This window comes from Glutamicibacter sp. NPDC087583 (genome assembly GCF_044743685.1).
In the GTDB taxonomy this organism is placed as follows: Bacteria; Actinomycetota; Actinomycetes; order Actinomycetales; family Micrococcaceae; genus Glutamicibacter.
Map to the genome: position 1 here is coordinate 333876 of NZ_JBIUWY010000001.1, position 15986 is coordinate 349861.

General features: G+C 58.3%; 17 protein-coding genes and 1 pseudogene. 13 read left to right on the top strand and 5 right to left on the bottom strand.

Annotated elements, in window-relative coordinates:
- Positions 1-104: 104 nt before the first annotated feature.
- The 5 genes and pseudogenes from rpmJ to rplQ form a co-directional block, all read left to right on the top strand.
- On the top strand, positions 105-218 hold the full coding sequence (rpmJ, locus tag ACIOU9_RS01640) for a 50S ribosomal protein L36 (protein WP_013349661.1): 114 nt from the start codon (positions 105-107) through the stop codon (positions 216-218).
- Between the two features lie 148 nt (positions 219-366).
- Complete coding sequence (gene rpsM / locus ACIOU9_RS01645; protein ID WP_105657648.1) at positions 367-741, top strand: 30S ribosomal protein S13; 375 nt, start codon at positions 367-369, stop codon at positions 739-741.
- Between the two features lie 43 nt (positions 742-784).
- Complete coding sequence (gene rpsK / locus ACIOU9_RS01650; protein WP_038992179.1) at positions 785-1186, top strand: 30S ribosomal protein S11; 402 nt, start codon at positions 785-787, stop codon at positions 1184-1186.
- A 170-nt stretch (positions 1187-1356) separates the two neighbouring features.
- Positions 1357-2358 carry a DNA-directed RNA polymerase subunit alpha gene (locus tag ACIOU9_RS01655; RefSeq protein WP_105657647.1) on the top strand — a complete coding sequence of 334 codons (1002 nt, stop codon included), beginning with the start codon at positions 1357-1359 and terminating at the stop codon, positions 2356-2358.
- An 82-nt stretch (positions 2359-2440) separates the two neighbouring features.
- A pseudogene (gene rplQ / locus ACIOU9_RS01660) lies at positions 2441-2881 on the top strand (50S ribosomal protein L17); the annotation flags it as partial.
- Between the two features lie 166 nt (positions 2882-3047).
- Here rplQ and ACIOU9_RS01665 read toward each other — a convergent pair.
- Together ACIOU9_RS01665 and ACIOU9_RS01670 are read right to left on the bottom strand one after the other, a co-directional pair.
- On the bottom strand, positions 3048-3488 hold the full coding sequence (locus ACIOU9_RS01665) for a hypothetical protein (RefSeq protein ID WP_133833631.1): 441 nt from the start codon (positions 3486-3488) through the stop codon (positions 3048-3050).
- 127 nt (positions 3489-3615) lie between these two features.
- Positions 3616-4068: a hypothetical protein gene (locus ACIOU9_RS01670; RefSeq protein ID WP_388022714.1), complete on the bottom strand. Its 453-nt coding sequence runs from the start codon at positions 4066-4068 to the stop codon at positions 3616-3618.
- 168 nt (positions 4069-4236) lie between these two features.
- Here ACIOU9_RS01670 and truA point away from each other — a divergent pair, with 168 nt between their 5' ends.
- From truA to ACIOU9_RS01700, 6 genes are all read left to right on the top strand, one after another.
- On the top strand, positions 4237-5172 hold the full coding sequence (truA, locus tag ACIOU9_RS01675) for a tRNA pseudouridine(38-40) synthase TruA (protein WP_286172137.1): 936 nt from the start codon (positions 4237-4239) through the stop codon (positions 5170-5172).
- Positions 5173-5497: 325 nt separating this feature from the next.
- A complete protein-coding gene (rplM, locus tag ACIOU9_RS01680; RefSeq protein WP_105657642.1) occupies positions 5498-5941 on the top strand; it encodes a 50S ribosomal protein L13 in 444 nt (147 codons plus the stop codon).
- A gap of 38 nt (positions 5942-5979) precedes the next feature.
- On the top strand, positions 5980-6480 hold the full coding sequence (rpsI, locus tag ACIOU9_RS01685) for a 30S ribosomal protein S9 (RefSeq protein ID WP_060702200.1): 501 nt from the start codon (positions 5980-5982) through the stop codon (positions 6478-6480).
- A gap of 169 nt (positions 6481-6649) precedes the next feature.
- Positions 6650-7996, top strand: coding sequence for a phosphoglucosamine mutase (glmM, locus tag ACIOU9_RS01690; RefSeq protein ID WP_105657641.1), 1347 nt, complete (start codon positions 6650-6652; stop codon positions 7994-7996).
- Between the two features lie 148 nt (positions 7997-8144).
- Positions 8145-9518 carry a UDP-glucose dehydrogenase family protein gene (locus ACIOU9_RS01695; RefSeq protein ID WP_400342068.1) on the top strand — a complete coding sequence of 458 codons (1374 nt, stop codon included), beginning with the start codon at positions 8145-8147 and terminating at the stop codon, positions 9516-9518.
- Between the two features lie 46 nt (positions 9519-9564).
- Positions 9565-10284 carry an SDR family NAD(P)-dependent oxidoreductase gene (locus ACIOU9_RS01700; RefSeq protein ID WP_133833634.1) on the top strand — a complete coding sequence of 240 codons (720 nt, stop codon included), beginning with the start codon at positions 9565-9567 and terminating at the stop codon, positions 10282-10284.
- A gap of 13 nt (positions 10285-10297) precedes the next feature.
- Here the strand turns inward: ACIOU9_RS01700 and ACIOU9_RS01705 are convergent, their stop codons facing one another.
- The 3 genes from ACIOU9_RS01705 to glmS form a co-directional block, all read right to left on the bottom strand.
- The gene (locus ACIOU9_RS01705) at positions 10298-11746 is read right to left on the bottom strand and encodes an NAD(P)H-hydrate dehydratase (RefSeq protein WP_166650718.1); all 1449 of its coding nucleotides are present in this window, start codon (positions 11744-11746) and stop codon (positions 10298-10300) included.
- Positions 11747-11907: 161 nt separating this feature from the next.
- Complete coding sequence (locus ACIOU9_RS01710; protein WP_105657637.1) at positions 11908-12258, bottom strand: holo-ACP synthase; 351 nt, start codon at positions 12256-12258, stop codon at positions 11908-11910.
- An 87-nt stretch (positions 12259-12345) separates the two neighbouring features.
- Positions 12346-14217: a glutamine--fructose-6-phosphate transaminase (isomerizing) gene (gene glmS, locus ACIOU9_RS01715; protein ID WP_133833635.1), complete on the bottom strand. Its 1872-nt coding sequence runs from the start codon at positions 14215-14217 to the stop codon at positions 12346-12348.
- A gap of 167 nt (positions 14218-14384) precedes the next feature.
- Between glmS and coaA the strand changes: the two genes are divergently transcribed.
- A complete protein-coding gene (gene coaA / locus ACIOU9_RS01720) occupies positions 14385-15344 on the top strand; it encodes a type I pantothenate kinase (protein WP_105657688.1) in 960 nt (319 codons plus the stop codon).
- A 110-nt stretch (positions 15345-15454) separates the two neighbouring features.
- A complete protein-coding gene (gene mscL / locus ACIOU9_RS01725) occupies positions 15455-15853 on the top strand; it encodes a large conductance mechanosensitive channel protein MscL (RefSeq protein WP_105657635.1) in 399 nt (132 codons plus the stop codon).
- Positions 15854-15986 lie beyond the last annotated feature (133 nt).

Consider the following 15986-nt stretch of genomic DNA (forward strand, 5'->3'; position numbering starts at 1 on the left):
CCCAGCGTGCGCAGCGCAATCTTGTGCTACGGCCGCTGAATGATGTTCTTGGGCAAAGCTTTTTACTGCTCCACATTTAACTGCAACCGCAAAAGGACAAAGCCTTGAAGGTTAACCCTAGCGTGAAGCCGATCTGCGACAAGTGCAAGGTGATCCGTCGTAACGGCGTGGTCATGGTGATCTGCGAGAACCCACGCCACAAGCAGCGTCAGGGCTAATTCCGTTTTTACGGGATTCCCACGCGTAGTCAATTAGGCAGTATCAGCTAGGACGAAAGTCCTGGTGTACCCCCGGATTCGGAGGCCGGGGCCGTGAGCAATCACGGAAGGTACTGCTCCAGACCTCCGTTCGTTGAAAGGTAGCCACTTGGCTCGTTTAGCAGGCGTGGACATTCCACGCGAGAAGCGCGTAATTATCGCGCTGACTTACATCTACGGCGTGGGCAAGACCCGTGCAGAAGAGACCATCGCAGCGACCGGCATCAGCCCGGACACTCGCGTCAAGGATCTCACCGATGACCAGCTCGTGCAGCTGCGCGACTTCGTCGAAGGCACCTACAAGGTTGAAGGTGACCTGCGCCGTGAGGTTCAGGCTGACATTCGCCGCAAGGTTGAGATCGGATCCTACGAAGGTATTCGTCACCGTAAGGGCCTGCCGGTCCGCGGTCAGCGCACCAAGACCAACGCACGTACCCGTAAGGGCCCGAAGCGTACCGTCGCAGGTAAGAAGAAGACTCGCTAAATCTTAGCGATCTAGTTCAAATACTTTTTTCGTAGGAGAAGAAATGCCCCCAAAGACTCGTGGAGCGGTACGTAAGCCGCGTCGCAAGGACAAAAAGAATATTGCGCAGGGACAGGCGCATATCAAGAGCACCTTCAACAACACCATCGTATCGATCACCGATCCGACTGGCGCTGTTATCTCGTGGGCTTCGGCCGGCGAGGTAGGCATGAAGGGTTCGCGCAAGTCGACCCCATACGCTGCCCAGATGGCTGCTGAGTCCGCTGCAAAGCGCGCTCAGGAGCACGGCATGCGCAAGGTTGACGTTTTCGTCAAGGGCCCAGGCTCGGGACGCGAAACCGCGATCCGTTCGCTGCAGGCTGCTGGCCTTGAGGTTGGATCCATCCAGGATGTTTCCCCAAGCGCTCACAACGGTTGCCGCCCATCGAAGCGTCGCCGCGTCTAATTGATTCGCTAGGCTTAGCCTAAGAAGTCACCGAAGCATTCACTCGTGGGTGCTCCGGTGACTGTCTTGGACTTATTAGCCTGCAAAAAGACGAACGGCCACCTCAGGCTACCGTCGTTTCCACCCCCGTGAGGCGTCATATAGCGGACGCTCGCTGAAAGGAAATGTAAGTGCTCATTACGCAGCGCCCAACCCTGACCGAAGAAGTAGTTGCCGAAAACCGCTCCCGGTTCGTTATCGAACCACTGGAGCCAGGCTTTGGCTACACCCTTGGTAACTCGCTCCGCCGTACCCTGCTCTCTTCGATTCCTGGTGCTTCTGTCACCAGTGTTCGAATTGACGGTGTACTGCATGAGTTCACCACCGTAGCCGGTGTCAAGGAAGATGTCACCGAACTGGTCTTGAACATCAAGAACCTGTCAGTATCTTCCGAGCACGACGAGCCAGTCGTTGCCTACCTGCGCAAGCAGGGCCCGGGCATCGTTACTGCAGCGGACATCACCCCTCCAGCAGGTGTGGAGTTCCACAACCCTGATCTGCACATCGCCACCCTCAACGCCAATGGCAAGTTCGACATGGAACTGACCATTGAGCGCGGCCGTGGCTATGTGTCTGCCGCTCAGAACAAGAACATTGATGGCGAGATCGGTCGAATCCCAGTTGATTCGATCTACTCCCCAGTGTTGAAGGTGACCTTCCGCGTGGAAGCAACCCGTGTCGAGCAGCGCACCGACTTCGATCGTTTGATCGTTGACGTGGAGACCAAGGAATCGATCACCCCGCGCGATGCAGTTGCATCCGCAGGTACCACCCTGGTTGAGCTGTTCGGTTTGTTCCGCGAACTGAACACTCAGGCTGAAGGTATCGAAATCGGTCCATCGCCAACCGATGCAGCTATGGCTGCTGACATGGCGCTGCCGATCGAGGATCTGGAACTCACCGTTCGTTCGTACAACTGCTTGAAGCGTGAGGGCATCCACTCTGTGGGTGAACTCGTAACCCGCTCCGAGGCCGACTTGATGGACATCCGCAACTTCGGTGCGAAGTCCATTGACGAAGTCAAGGCCAAGCTGGTTGAACTGGGTCTGGCCCTGAAGGATTCCCCTCCAGGCTTCGATCTGGCCGCTCGTAGCGCCATCGACGATGGCGACGAATACGACGAAGGTCTGTAAGACCCGCGTCTAGCGACACACTACTTCATCCGACTGAACGAAATATTCGTCCAGTACGGGTTATTCATCTAGGAGAACCACAATGCCTACCCCTACCAAGGGTCCGCGTCTCGGCGGCAGTGCAGCACATGAGCGATTGATTTTCGCTAACATGTCGGCACAGCTCTTCGAGAACAAGAAGATCACCACCACCCTGACCCGTGCCAAGCGTCTGCGTCCACACGCAGAGCGCCTGATCACCTTCGCTAAGCGCGGAGACCTGGCTTCGCGTCGCCGCGTCCAGGCCGTCATCGCTTCGCGTTCGCGCACCAACAAGTCGATCGTTCACGAACTGTTCGAGAACATCGCACCAGCAATGGCAAACCGCGAGGGTGGCTACACCCGCATCACCAAGATCGGTAACCGCAAGGGCGACAACGCTCCTATGGCTGTTATCGAGCTCGTGATGGAGCCAGTTTCGCCAAAGCAGGCTGTCGTCAAGGAAGCCACCAAGGCTACCGAGAAGGCTGCTGAGACCGAAGAGGCCTAAGCCCCTTCGAGCTAATGCTCTCTCGCCTGCAAAGGCGAAAAAGATTCCCGTTGGATCCGCAAGGAACCAACGGGAATCTTTTTTTATGCCTGTTTGCGTGAAGACGCGGGTGATCTTGCCCGTCAGTTGGAGGGCAGGGGCATCCGCATCTTGGAATTGCCTAGCTGAACGAATCCATGTCCGGGCAAGCCGTATTCAGGTATTCGGTAGCCTCGGAAGCCTCAGCCGTATCCAGTTCGGCGATCTTCTGCGAAATTTCCATCATGTTGCTGCTGTTGCCCTCAGCCATCAGGCCAGCCATTTTCTTGGTCTGCTCCGATGCCGCATTCAAGGACGTGGCAAGCTTGTTGTCCTTCGTGTTCTCAGCGGCTTCGCCCAGGATGGAATCAAACTCGTTCATGATCTCGGCATAAGCCGATGTATCGCCAGCCAAGAGCTCAGCGCTGGAGTCCTCCGCCTTCTTCTGCAGTCCGCGTTCAGCCACCTGGTCGTTGATGTAAACGCAGGTTTCCTCGGTGGACAGTTTGCCTGCACTGCAACCAGTGAGCATGACAGATGCAAGGGTGAGCGCAGCGGCAGATGCCGCGAACTTTTTCAACATGGAGATCCTTAGACGATGATGATCCGATGGCCCAGCACGTGAGGCACCGATAAGTACCTGTTTATTCTATAATCAGGAGTTATTGCAGGCAGTGTATGACATGAGCGGATCGGCAAGCAGCGGTTTCCTAAGAAGCGGACGGATCAGGTTCAGAAGCGGAAGCTGGGCACGTTTCACGCACATAGTCGGTGTATCGATCTTGCAGTCCGCCCTCGGCTGCCTCAACGTCTGACGCGAGCGTTGGATCGTCAAAGGAGCGATTGGCAATGAGGTCAATGAAGTCTTGGTAGTTTTCGATTTCGGACCGCAATGCAGTGCGCAAGTGCCTATTGCCAGTTTGCTCGGAGACTTCCCGGTAGATGCCGATGGCTGTTTCCAAAGCCTCAATCGCAGGTTGTGAATTCTGCGCAAGAATTCCCATATATGCCAGCGCCCACTTTTCCTCGATGAAATGCTCTACGGCCAGTTCATTAATGAGGGCGCATGATTGCTTTGTGCTCAGCTGTCCCGAACTGCAACCACTTAAGCAGAGCGGGACAGCAGCGGATATCGCGATAAAGCTAACTGCATTCCTGAACATGGCGAGACCTTAGAACGTTGCTAGTGAACCAGCCGCCTGCGCGGCAGGTCCGTGGAATGCACATAGGCTACTCCCGGCAGCAGCTCTCGTTTTGGCGCCTGTGGATAACGGCGTGAAGGCGGGCACTTGATTCGACGGTTGCACGTCTGCTTACGCATAATTGAATACATGAGTACTCAGCCAGAAAGCATCGATCCAATGGGCACCACCGCATTGGGGGCCACTGCAGCACCAGCATGGATCCGCATGCGCATGGTGCTCGGATACGACGGTGCCGCCTATAGCGGTTGGGCTCGCCAGCCCAATGTCTTGGGCGTGCAGCAGCTGGTTGAAGAGGCCCTGGAAATGATGATCCGGCGCCGCGTGCGCGTGGTTGTTGCCGGACGCACCGATGCAGGTGTGCATGCCCGCCACCAGGTGGTGCACTTCGATTTGACCGAGGAAGAATACGCGGGACTGCCACGCAAGGCGCCCTTGGCTCCCGGTCCTGCGCTCGTACGCCGCATCAACGGCATCCTTGGCCGTCAAGATGGTGCCGTTTGGGTGCATGAAGCCGAACGCGCACCAGAAGGCTTCGATGCCCGCTTCTCCGCGCTGGCCCGCCGCTACTCCTACCGGATTGCCGATGGGCAGCAGCGCTGGGATCCACTGACCCGGCACCTGACCACGTGGCACCGTGAAGAGCTGGATGTCGAGGCGATGAATCGCGAGGCGCAAAGCGTGCTGGGCCGCCACGACTTCTTGACCTACTGCAAGCCCCGTCCGCATGCCACGACCATTCGTACCCTGCAGGAATTCACCTTCACCCGTGGAGCCGACGGCTTGGTACTGGCCCATTTGAAGGCCGATGCCTTCTGCCACAACATGGTCCGTGCGCTAATCGGTGCCGCGATGATGGTGGGGGACGGGCGTGAGCAACCGGGGTTCCTGGCCCAGCGGCTGGAACAGATGGTCCGCGACTCCAAGACCAAGCTTTCGCACCCGCGGGCCCTGGTCCTCGAAGAGGTCTACTACCCAGAGGTTGAAGAACTGGCGGAACGAGCACTCCTGACCCGCGCACGGCGAACCGAAGCTGAGGTTGACGAAGCCTGCATGGAAAGCTGATTAGCCGATAATCCCCGGGATCTTAAGGGTGTTGTTGCTCACGACGTACATGCTTTTTTGGCCGGAAACACTTTAATCCGCTAAACTTTTATGAGTTGTGTATGTCCACGTTCGACACTACACGCCCAAGCGTGACGGCTTAGTTGCATAGTCGCTGGTCTGCTGGGTGTGCGAACAATATATGGACGGCCGGTTATCATCAGTCCTCACCTGGCGTACTGGTCTAAACACAAGAACAACACGACAGTGCCTGTCACTGGGGGATCTCACCGCCTTCAGCCAAGCGACTGTTTGACCAGAAACGAATCAACGTAAGGCAATTACTGTGCGTACGTACACCCCAAAGCCGGCTGACCAGACTCGTCAGTGGTTTGTCATTGACGCCACCGACGTAGTACTCGGCCGTCTCGCCGTCCAGGCCGCAACCCTGCTGCGCGGCAAGCACAAGCCAACCTATGCTGCACACATGGACATGGGCGACCATGTCATCATCATCAATGCAGACAAGGTTGCACTGACCGGTAAGAAGCTGCTGAACAAGCGCGCTTACCGCCACTCCGGTTTCCCAGGTGGCCTGAAGAGCATCAACTACGCAGACCTGCTGGAAAAGAACCCAGTACTGGCTGTTGAGAAGGCCATCAAGGGCATGCTGCCTAAGAACAAGCTTTCCGATGCCCAGCTGTCGAAGCTGAAGGTCTACCGCGGCGCCGAGCACCCACACGCTGCTCAGTCGCCAAAGGCACTGGAAATCACCCAGGTCGCTCAGTAGTCCTGGCCCCGAGAAGAAATACTTAATAGGAGATTATCGTGGCTCAGAACGCTGAAGAAACCACTGAATTCGAAGGCGAGACCCCTTCGACTTACACCACCGAGACCTCTGCTTCGGCTGTAGTTGCCGAAACCGAGCGCGCTCCGCTTACCGTTCCAGGTGCAGCAGTTGGCCGTCGCAAGCAGGCTATCGCCCGCGTTCGCCTGGTACCAGGCACCGGCAAGTGGACCGTTAACGGTCGCACCCTGGAGAACTTCTTCCCTAACAAGCTGCACCAGCAGGACGTCAACGAGCCTTTCAAGATCCTTGGTCTTGAGGGTGCTTACGACGTTATCGCTCGTATCAACGGTGGCGGCATTTCCGGCCAGGCCGGTGCACTGCGTTTGGGTATCGCTCGCTCGCTGAACGAGATCGATCGCGATGCAAACCGCGCCACCCTGAAGAAGGCTGGCTACTTGACTCGTGACGCACGCGTCATCGAGCGCAAGAAGGCTGGTCTGAAGAAGGCACGTAAGGCTTCGCAGTTCTCGAAGCGCTAAACCTTGCTTCAAGGTCTTTCCAAAGGCCCTGGCATCCTGCAAAGGACGCCGGGGCCTTTGGCCTTTTAACGCCGAAGACTGCAAGATCCCAGTAATCTTTTCTCATCTCACTGCCAATGCGGGACTTTAAGCCGTATAAATCAATGCAGAGGGCATATGATTGAAGGCGATGGCAAGGTTATTTGGGACCGATGGGGTCCGAGGAAAAGCAAACGAACTGTTAACTCCCGAGCTCGCGCTGGAACTGGCGCAGGCGGCATCGGTGGTGCTGGGCTTGAGCCAGCCAGAGGACGGCTACAAGCCGGTCGCTGTGGTTGCCAAGGACCCGCGCATCAGTGGTGACTTCCTGTCTGCCGCAATTGAGGCCGGCCTGGCCGCCTCCGGCGTAGACGTCATGGATGCCGGCACGCTGCCGACTCCTGCGGCGGCATTCCTGGTAGGGGACCTGAACGCCGATTTCGGTGTCATGATCTCCGCCTCGCACAACGCGGCTCCGGATAACGGTATTAAGTTCTTAGCCCGTGGCGGCAAGAAGCTGGACGATGCGCTGGAAGATGCCATCGAAGCCTGCTTGAAGATGCCAAAGCCACGCCCAACCGGCGGTGAGGTAGGTCGAGTCTCGCGTTTCGCCGACGCTGAGGACCGCTACATCATGCACCTGCTGCAGGCCCTGCCCAACCGGCTGGATGGCATGAAGGTAGTTCTGGACTGCGCCCACGGCGCTGCTTCGGGCTGCTCCCCAGAGGTGTTCAAGGCTGCCGGCGCCGAGATCGTCGTGATTGGCGCAGATCCAGACGGCATCAACATCAATGACGGCTACGGCTCCACCCACCTGGAGAAGCTGCAGGCCGCTGTGCTGGAGCACGGCGCGGACCTGGGCATCGCGCACGACGGCGACGCTGACCGCTGTCTTGCAGTAGACCATGAAGGCACCGTCGTCGACGGTGACCAGATCATGGCCGTCATGGCACTGGACATGAAGGACCGCGGCGAACTCAAGGACAACACCCTGGTTGCCACCGTGATGAGCAACCTCGGCCTGACCCTGGCCATGGAAGCAGCAGGCATCACTGTTAAGCAGACCGGCGTGGGTGACCGCTACGTGCTCGAAGGCATGCGCGAAGGCGATTACTCCCTGGGTGGCGAGCAATCCGGCCACGTGATCTTCTCCAAGCACGCCACCACCGGCGACGGCGTGCTGACCGGCCTGATGATTGCGGCCCGCGTGAAGGCTACCGGCAAGACCCTGAAGGAACTTGCTGCCGTGCTGACCGTCCTGCCACAGGTCCTGATCAACGTACGCGGCGTAGACAAGGCCAGCGTTCCAGAATGCGAACCGCTGCAGCGGGCAATTGCCGCTGCTGAGGCACGCTTGGGCACCACCGGCCGTGTGCTGCTGCGTCCATCGGGGACCGAGCCAGTAGTTCGCGTCATGGTCGAGGCAGCTACCCACGAGCAGGCCCAGGCCGAAGCCGAAGCCCTGGCAGGATCGGTCAAGGAGCATCTGGCCCTCTAGGCCCAGTGGCTTCCCAGCAACCAACACGTAAATATCAAGAAAACTCACACCCCCGCAGCGCGTTCCACGCCGGAACACGCTGCGGGGGTGTGGCATGCTAACTAATAGAAACTGATATCGGTTCGCGTTCTCGGAGAGAAGGACTTTCGTGACTTTACGCATCAGCGTGATCGGCACCGGCTACCTCGGTGCAACCCATGCCGCCTGCATGGCTGAACTGGGCTATGAAGTCATTGGACTGGACGTAGACAAAGCCAAGCTGGAAGCACTGGCCGCTGGCGTTCTGCCCTTCCACGAGCCAGGCCTGCCAGAACTGCTGCGCAAGCATGTGGCCTCCGGACGCCTGCGCTTCACCGACAGCTACGCAGAAGTCGCTGCCGGCGCGGATATCCACTTCATCACCGTGGGCACCCCGCAGCGCGCCGACTCGCAATCCGCAGACATGTCCTACGTAGACGGTGCCGTGGATTCGCTGCTGGAGCACATCACCGGCGAAGCGCTGATTGTCGGCAAGTCCACCGTGCCGGTAGGCACCGCACGCCGGCTGAGCGAGAAAATTGCCCAAGACGCCAAGAACGGAAGCAGCATCGCGCTGGCATGGAATCCGGAGTTCCTTCGAGAAGGCTTCGCCGTCCAGGATACCCTGCGCCCCGATCGCCTGGTCTACGGCCTGGAGCATGAACGCGGACTGGAACTGCTGCGCAAAGTCTATGCACCGATCCTTGCCTTGGATACTCCGGAGATCGCCACGGACCTGGAGACTGCAGAACTGGTCAAGGTTGCAGCCAACGCCTTCCTGGCTACCAAGATTTCTTTCATCAACGCCTTTGCCGAGGTGACTGAAACCGTAGGCGGCGACATCAAGGTCCTTGCCGACGCCATTGGCCACGATAAGCGCATTGGACGCCGCTTCCTGAACGCTGGAGTGGGCTTCGGCGGCGGTTGCCTGCCCAAGGACATTCGAGCCCTCCAAGCACGCGTCAGCGAACTTGGCCTGAGCCAGACCATGGGCTTCTTGGCTGAAGTCGACCAGATCAATTTGCGCCGCCGTGACCGCGTGGTCTCGCTGGCCTCGCACATGCTGGGCAATGAGCTGGCAGGCAAGCATGTTTGCGTACTTGGCGTGACCTTCAAGCCGAACAGCGATGATGTGCGGGACTCGCCAGCACTGGATATCGCCGTCCGCCTGTACAACGAGGGCGCTGAAGTCTCGGTCTACGACCCAGAAGGCAACGCCAACGCTGCCGGCCGCTTCCCGCGCTTGAACTACGTTGATTCCTTCAAGGAAGCGGCGAAGGATGCGGACCTGACCTTGGTGCTGACCGAATGGAATGAATTCCGCGAACTGAATCCGTCGGATCTGGAAGACGTAGTGGCCAACAAGCAGCTGATTGACGGGCGCAACGTCCTGGACCGCCCTGAATGGCGGAATCAGGGCTGGACTGTTACCGGTCCGGGTGAATACTTCGAGCTGGGCAACATGGCTCCGGCAACTACCTCGATTCCGGTACAGGCTTCCTGAAGCTAGCTGCGGTACGCGACCGCAACTGCAAGAGAGGGGGAGCCGCATGGCATACACTGTGGTCACCGGCGGTGGTCGTGGCTTAGGAGCCGCGATTGCGGTGCGTCTAGCCACCGACCGCAACTTGATCATCGGCTACAGGCAGGATGAGAAATCGGCGCAGGCAGTGGCAGATAAAGTCCGTGAGCTCGGCGCTATTTGCCATGTCCTGCAGATCGACTGCGCCAATGAAGAATCAGTGGCAAGGTTCTTCGCCCGAGTGAAGGACATTGGTGAACTTGAAGGACTGGTAAACAACGCGGGATCAGCGACGGCCATCGGAAATCTGGCAGACAACGAGTTGACCGATATCGCCGCGGATCTGAACGTGAATCTTCTGGGCCCAATTACCTGCATTAAATATGCGCTGCCCCTGCTCCAGTCACATGGCGGTGGTGCAATCGTGAACATTTCATCGGTGGCGGCTGAATCCGGAAGCCCCTTCACGTACGTGCATTACGCTGCAGCCAAGGCCGGAGTAGAAGCCTTGACAGTGGGACTGTCCAAGGAACTGGCTAAGGACGGCATCCGAGTGAATGCGGTTAGCCCGGGAACGCTTTGGACTGAATTCCATAAGGATCCACAGCGCCCTGCGCAAATCGCCGAGACGATCCCGATGGGACGCGCAGGCAAGCCGACAGAAGTAGCCGGTGCGGTGGCTTGGCTATTGTCTAGCGAAGCCGCCTACACCACCGGCAGCGTTCTCAAAGTTTCTGGCGGCCTCTAGAGGGACCCAGAGCCTAGAAGCCGAACTGCTTCATGACCTTAGGCAGGTTCTCGATCAGGCGCGAAGCATTGACAGTTCCCTCTGAAGCGGTCACCCGGCCCAGGTGGCCATGAATGTAAGCGGCACACGCGGTCAGTTCCATCATGCGGCGGTTAGGCACGGTTCGCAGGCCTTCGGTGCCCGTGAGCGAGCTGTCGGAGAGCATGTAGCCCAGGATGCCGGTCAGGACATCGCCGCTGCCTGCAGTGGCCAATTCTGGTGCCGAGTGGCTCACCATCAGGCTGTCGCCATTGGGGGCCACAATGTAGCTGGTTGGTCCCTTGAGCAGGACCACGGCGTTGTATGCCAGGGCGGCCCACCGGGTCCAGCGAATCGGGTCTTGGGAAATCTCATCGGGAGTGATCTTCACTCCAGCGCGGCTGAGCAGCATGCGCAGTTCCTTGGCATGAGGCGTCAGCACGCGAGGCTGCTCGCTTGGGCCGGCAGGAACGACTTCCAATCCGGACGCGTCAATTACGGCCGGCTGCGGGCTGGCAAAGACATCAGCGATGGCGCCAGTCGGGGGAGTGCGTCCATCCAAGCCCGGGCCAATGGCCCAAGCCTTGATCTTGGCGCCCTTGCCGTGAATCTGACGGCGGGAGGAAGACAGCGCTTCCTTGATCTGCTCATCATCCAGTGGCACGGACTCCGGCACGGCGACGGCCATGAGCGGCTGAATGGATTCTGGCACGTGGGTGCGAAGCAATCCGACGCCGCAGGCTACAGCGGCCTTGGCGGTCAGCTGAGCAGCTCCGGGATAAAGGCCGGAACCGGCGATGAGTCCCAGGACTCCACGCTGGTACTTGTGCCGTCCGGCATCCCTCCAAGAGCGGTGCTGGTCCAGCAGCTCGCGAGTGGCCACCTCGTCCACAAGCTGCGTTCCAGCTTGGACGGAAGAAAAGTCGAATTCGAGATCTGCCACGGTAATGTCACCGGTAACCAGCGGTCCGTCTACAGACAGAAGACCGGATTTCATGGCACCGAAAGTTACCGTGCGTTCTGCGCGAAGAACAGAGTCCTGCGCAACGCCCGTTTCAGGATCCAGGCCTGAAGGAATATCGCATGCCAGCACCCGTGCGCCAGCAGGAAGCTTCGGCAAATCAGAGCCGGCACGGTATCCAAGGCCGTAGATGGCGTCAATAATGAGCGAGGCATTAGCTAATTCGCCTTGACCGTCGGAGAGGTCCAGCACGGTACCGCCGGCAGCTTGATATGCTGCAGCACCTTCGGCATGGATCTGTTCGTGGCACTGCAGAGCCAGAGTGGAAATCTTCTGCAGTTGGAGCTCTGCCAGTGCATACAAGCCATCTCCACCGTTGTTGCCCGGGCCGATAAGCGCCACCACGAAAGCCGGATCGGCGCTGGAATTCTCGGTCAGCATGGCGACTGCCGTTGAAGCCAAATGGGCGGCTGCTTGCTTCATTAAGCTGGTCTCGCCCCGCTTGGAGTTCTCCTGGGCTTCAACCGCACGAATTTGCGCAACACTGTAGACAGGAATCATAAGACAAACAATACTCAAGGCACCTGTGCGATGCCCTATTTAATGAGATGCGTGTCGTTATTCTTTCGTCGTGGCGTTGGTGCCTAGCGTTCTGCAACCACCATTGCGATAGCCATATCTCCATCGTGGGACATGGTCAGATGCCATGATTTGATGCCACGCAGCTCGCTGGCAGCGGCCACTGAACCAGTGTTGTGAACCTGGGGATCACCGGCTTCATCTTTGCGGATAGTGCAGTCCTGCCAGTTCATGCCCGCAGGAGCTCCCAGTGCCTTGGCGATGGCTTCCTTGGCCGCGAAGCGGGCCGCCAGGGATCGCAGGGGCAGGCCCCGCTCTTCTTCGGTGAAGAGCCGTTCACGCAAGCGTGGAGTCTTCTCGAGCTGGCGGCCAAAACGCGGCACATCAACGATGTCCACTCCAATTCCTGCAATCATGCCTATCAGTTTATCCAGTGCTTGCAGGGCATAAAAATTGCGGGCATTCTCGGAAAGGGAATGCCCGCAATTCTGGTGCTCGGTGGATTACTCCACGGTCACCGACTTGGCCAAGTTGCGTGGCTGGTCGACATCGAAGCCCTTGGCGGATGCCAGTTCGCAAGCGAAGATTTGCAGTGGCACGGTGGCCAGCAGAGGCATCAGCAGGGTTGGGGTTTCTGGCACGTAGAAGACCCACTCGGAGAAGTCCTTGACCGCAGCATCGCCATCTTCGGCAATAACCAGGGTCTTAGCGCCACGGGCGCGCACTTCCTGGATATTGGAGACAACCTTGGAGTGCAGCGAGTCGCGACCACGAGGGGAAGGAACTACGACGAACACTGGCTGGCCATCGTCGATCAGGGCGATAGGGCCGTGCTTCAGCTCGCCAGCGGCGAAGCCTTCAGCATGGATGTAGGCGATTTCCTTGAGCTTCAAGGCGCCTTCCATTGCTACCGGGTAGCCTACGTGGCGGCCCAGGAACAGCACGGAGTTGGCATCTGACATGTTGCGTGCCAGATCCTTGATCTCTTCCGCGCGGTCCAGGACGTCCTGGATCTTGGAAGGGATCTTGCCCAGGTCGGCAAGGATGTCCTTGATCTGGCCCTGGAACAGGTTGCCGCGCAGCTGCGCCAGGTACAGGCCCAGCAGGTAGGTTGCGGTGATCTGTGCCAGGAATGCCTTGGTGGAAGCCACAGCAATTTCCGGACCAGCGTGGGTGTACAGCACCGCATCCGATTCGCGTGGGATGGTCGATCCGTTGGTGTTGCAGATCGACATGGTCTTGGCGCCCTGCTCCTTGGCGTAACGCACAGCCATCAAGGTGTCCATGGTTTCGCCGGACTGGGAGATCGAAACGATCAGGGTCTTTTCGTCCACGATTGGCTCGCGGTAGCGGAACTCGTGGGAGAGCTCAACTTCTACCGGGATACGGCACCAGGACTCGATAGCGTACTTGGCCACGGAGCCGGCATATGCCGAGGTGCCGCAAGCAAGAACAACAATCTTGGAGATTTCGGCCAGTTCCTCTGGAGCGATACGCAGTTCGTCCAGGGTCAGTCGGCCATCAGCGTCCGAGCGGCCCAGCAGGGTGTCGGCAACAGCTGCAGGCTGGTCGAAGATTTCCTTCTCCATGAAGGATGGGAAGCCGCCCTTTTCAGCGCTGGCTGCATCCCAGTCAACGGTGAATTCATTGCCTTCGGCCGGGTTGCCGTCGAAGTCGGTGATGGAATGGTTATCCGGGGTGATGGTTACGATCTGGTCCTGGCCCAGCTCTACGGCACGACGGGTGAAGTCGATGAAGCCGGAGACATCCGAACCCAGGAAGTTTTCGCCATCGCCCAGACCGAGAACCAGAGGGGAGTTGCGGCGAGCCGCAACGACAACACCTGGGTGGTCCTGGTGAACTGCCAAGAGGGTGAAAGCACCTTCGAGCTGCTGAACAGCAAGCTGCATGGCGCGGGTCAAATCGCCTTCGGCCTCGGAGCTGTAGAGCTTACCCAGCAGAGCTGCGGCAACCTCGGTATCGGTATCCGAGAGGAATTCAACGCCCTCGGCTGCCAAGCCGGCCTTGATGCCGGCGAAGTTTTCAATAATTCCGTTGTGGATCATGGCAAGCTTGCCACCATCGGCCAGGTGTGGGTGAGCGTTCTGATCGCTCGGACCACCGTGGGTTGCCCAACGGGTATGCCCAATGCCGGTCATCGACTTAGGCAATGGGGACTCGGCAATTTCATTTTCCAGATTGACCAGCTTGCCGGCCTTCTTACGAGAATGAATGGCGCCATCGGCAACAACAGCGACACCAGCCGAGTCGTAGCCGCGGTATTCCAACCGACGCAAACCTTCAATTAGAACGTCGAGGGCGCCATGATCGGCGACCTGGCTCGAGGTTCCTGCATATCCAACAATTCCGCACATGGGAAAAATCCTACCGGTTCAATGCCTATCGATGGGAATAATCGTGTCGGAGCACTCAAAATTACCTATGTCTTAGATCACCAGTCGGCTGTTTTTTGACTAATCCAATTGCCTTGTTGATGTTGTTAATTGGGATGTGGAGCATATTCTTGGCAGAATTTACCCTCGTGGAACCACACGGAACACTTGAAACGCCTATCTCGCCTTTCGTTGAACTGGAGCGCGAGACATGGGCGCGCCTGTCCAATCAAATGGAACAGCCGCTGAATTATTCGGACATTGAGCGGCTACGCGGCCTCGGCGACCAGCTGGACTTGCAAGAGGTCCGGGACGTCTACCTGCCACTGAGCCGCCTGCTGTCGCTTTATGTCGAGGGTGCCGGCGCGACGCATCAGGCAACCACTACCTTCTTGGGCGAGCAGACCAGCCGCACGCCTTTTGTCATCGGCGTCGCCGGCTCGGTTGCCGTGGGAAAGTCCACAACTGCTCGTGTACTGCAGGAAATGCTGCGCCGCTGGCCGCATACGCCTGATGTCCAGCTCATAACCACTGATGGCTTCTTGTACCCGAATGCCGAGCTTGAGCGCCGCGGGATCATGCACCGCAAAGGGTTCCCCGAATCCTATGACCGGCGGGCGCTGCTGCGCTTTGTCTCGGCGGTAAAGTCTGGTGCCCCAGAAGTAAGTGCTCCGGTCTACTCGCACCTGACCTACGACATCATCCCGGGGGAGCGCAACGTAATCCGCTCACCGCAGGTATTGATTGTCGAGGGACTGAACGTATTGCAGCCTGCTCGAACCCGTTCCGATGGGACCGTGGGCCTGGCCCTGAGCGACTTCTTCGACTTCTCCGTCTACGTGGATGCGCGTACCGCGGATATCGAAGAGTGGTACATCAAGCGGTTCATGCGTCTGCGCTCCGGTGCCTTCTCCGACCCTGCCAGCTATTTCCACCGCTATGCCCAGCTCACTGATGTCGAGGCACGGGAAACTGCTCACGGTATCTGGAAGCGCATTAACGAGCCGAACCTCAGGGAAAACGTCTTGCCTACGCGTGGGCGGGCGCAATTAGTACTGCGCAAGGCGGCGGATCACTCGGTGCGCAGGATGCTATTGAGGAAAATCTAGGCTTCTTCAGCTGATATTTAAGCAAACGATTTCTGTGAGTTTGCCGAACTATTGCAGATCGGAGCCCAAATTCGTAGTCGTGCTGTGATTTTCCTGTGTATGCTCTAACCATGCTAAAAGGTTTCCGCGATTTTATTATGAAGGGCAACGTTGTCGATCTGGCCGTTGCTGTTGTTATCGGCGCTGCCTTCGGCGCCGTAGTCACCGCCTTGGTCGATAATGTGCTGATGCCATTGATCGCCGCCCTGGTTGGATCTCCAAACTTCGACAGCTTCTTGTTGCTAACCATTGACGGCGTTGACATCAAGTTCGGTGTCTTCCTGACTGCACTGGTCAACTTCCTGTTGATTGCTGCAGCTGTCTACTTCGCGCTGGTTCTGCCAATGACCAAGCTCAACGAGCGACTGGCTGCACGCCGCGCTGCCGGTGCAGAAGAGCCAGAGGAAGAAGTAGATCCACAGCTGGAGCTGCTCGCCCAGATCCGCGACGAGCTGAAGACTCTGCGCTAAGCCCTGACAAATATCCGTCTCCAAGGGGCGGACCCAAGCAACACAGTTGCTTGGGTCCGCCCCTTCCGACTTTAACTCGCGCTATGTGCCGAACTGCGCACGGGTGGACAAGGCAAGCGGAACCGAAAAGTGC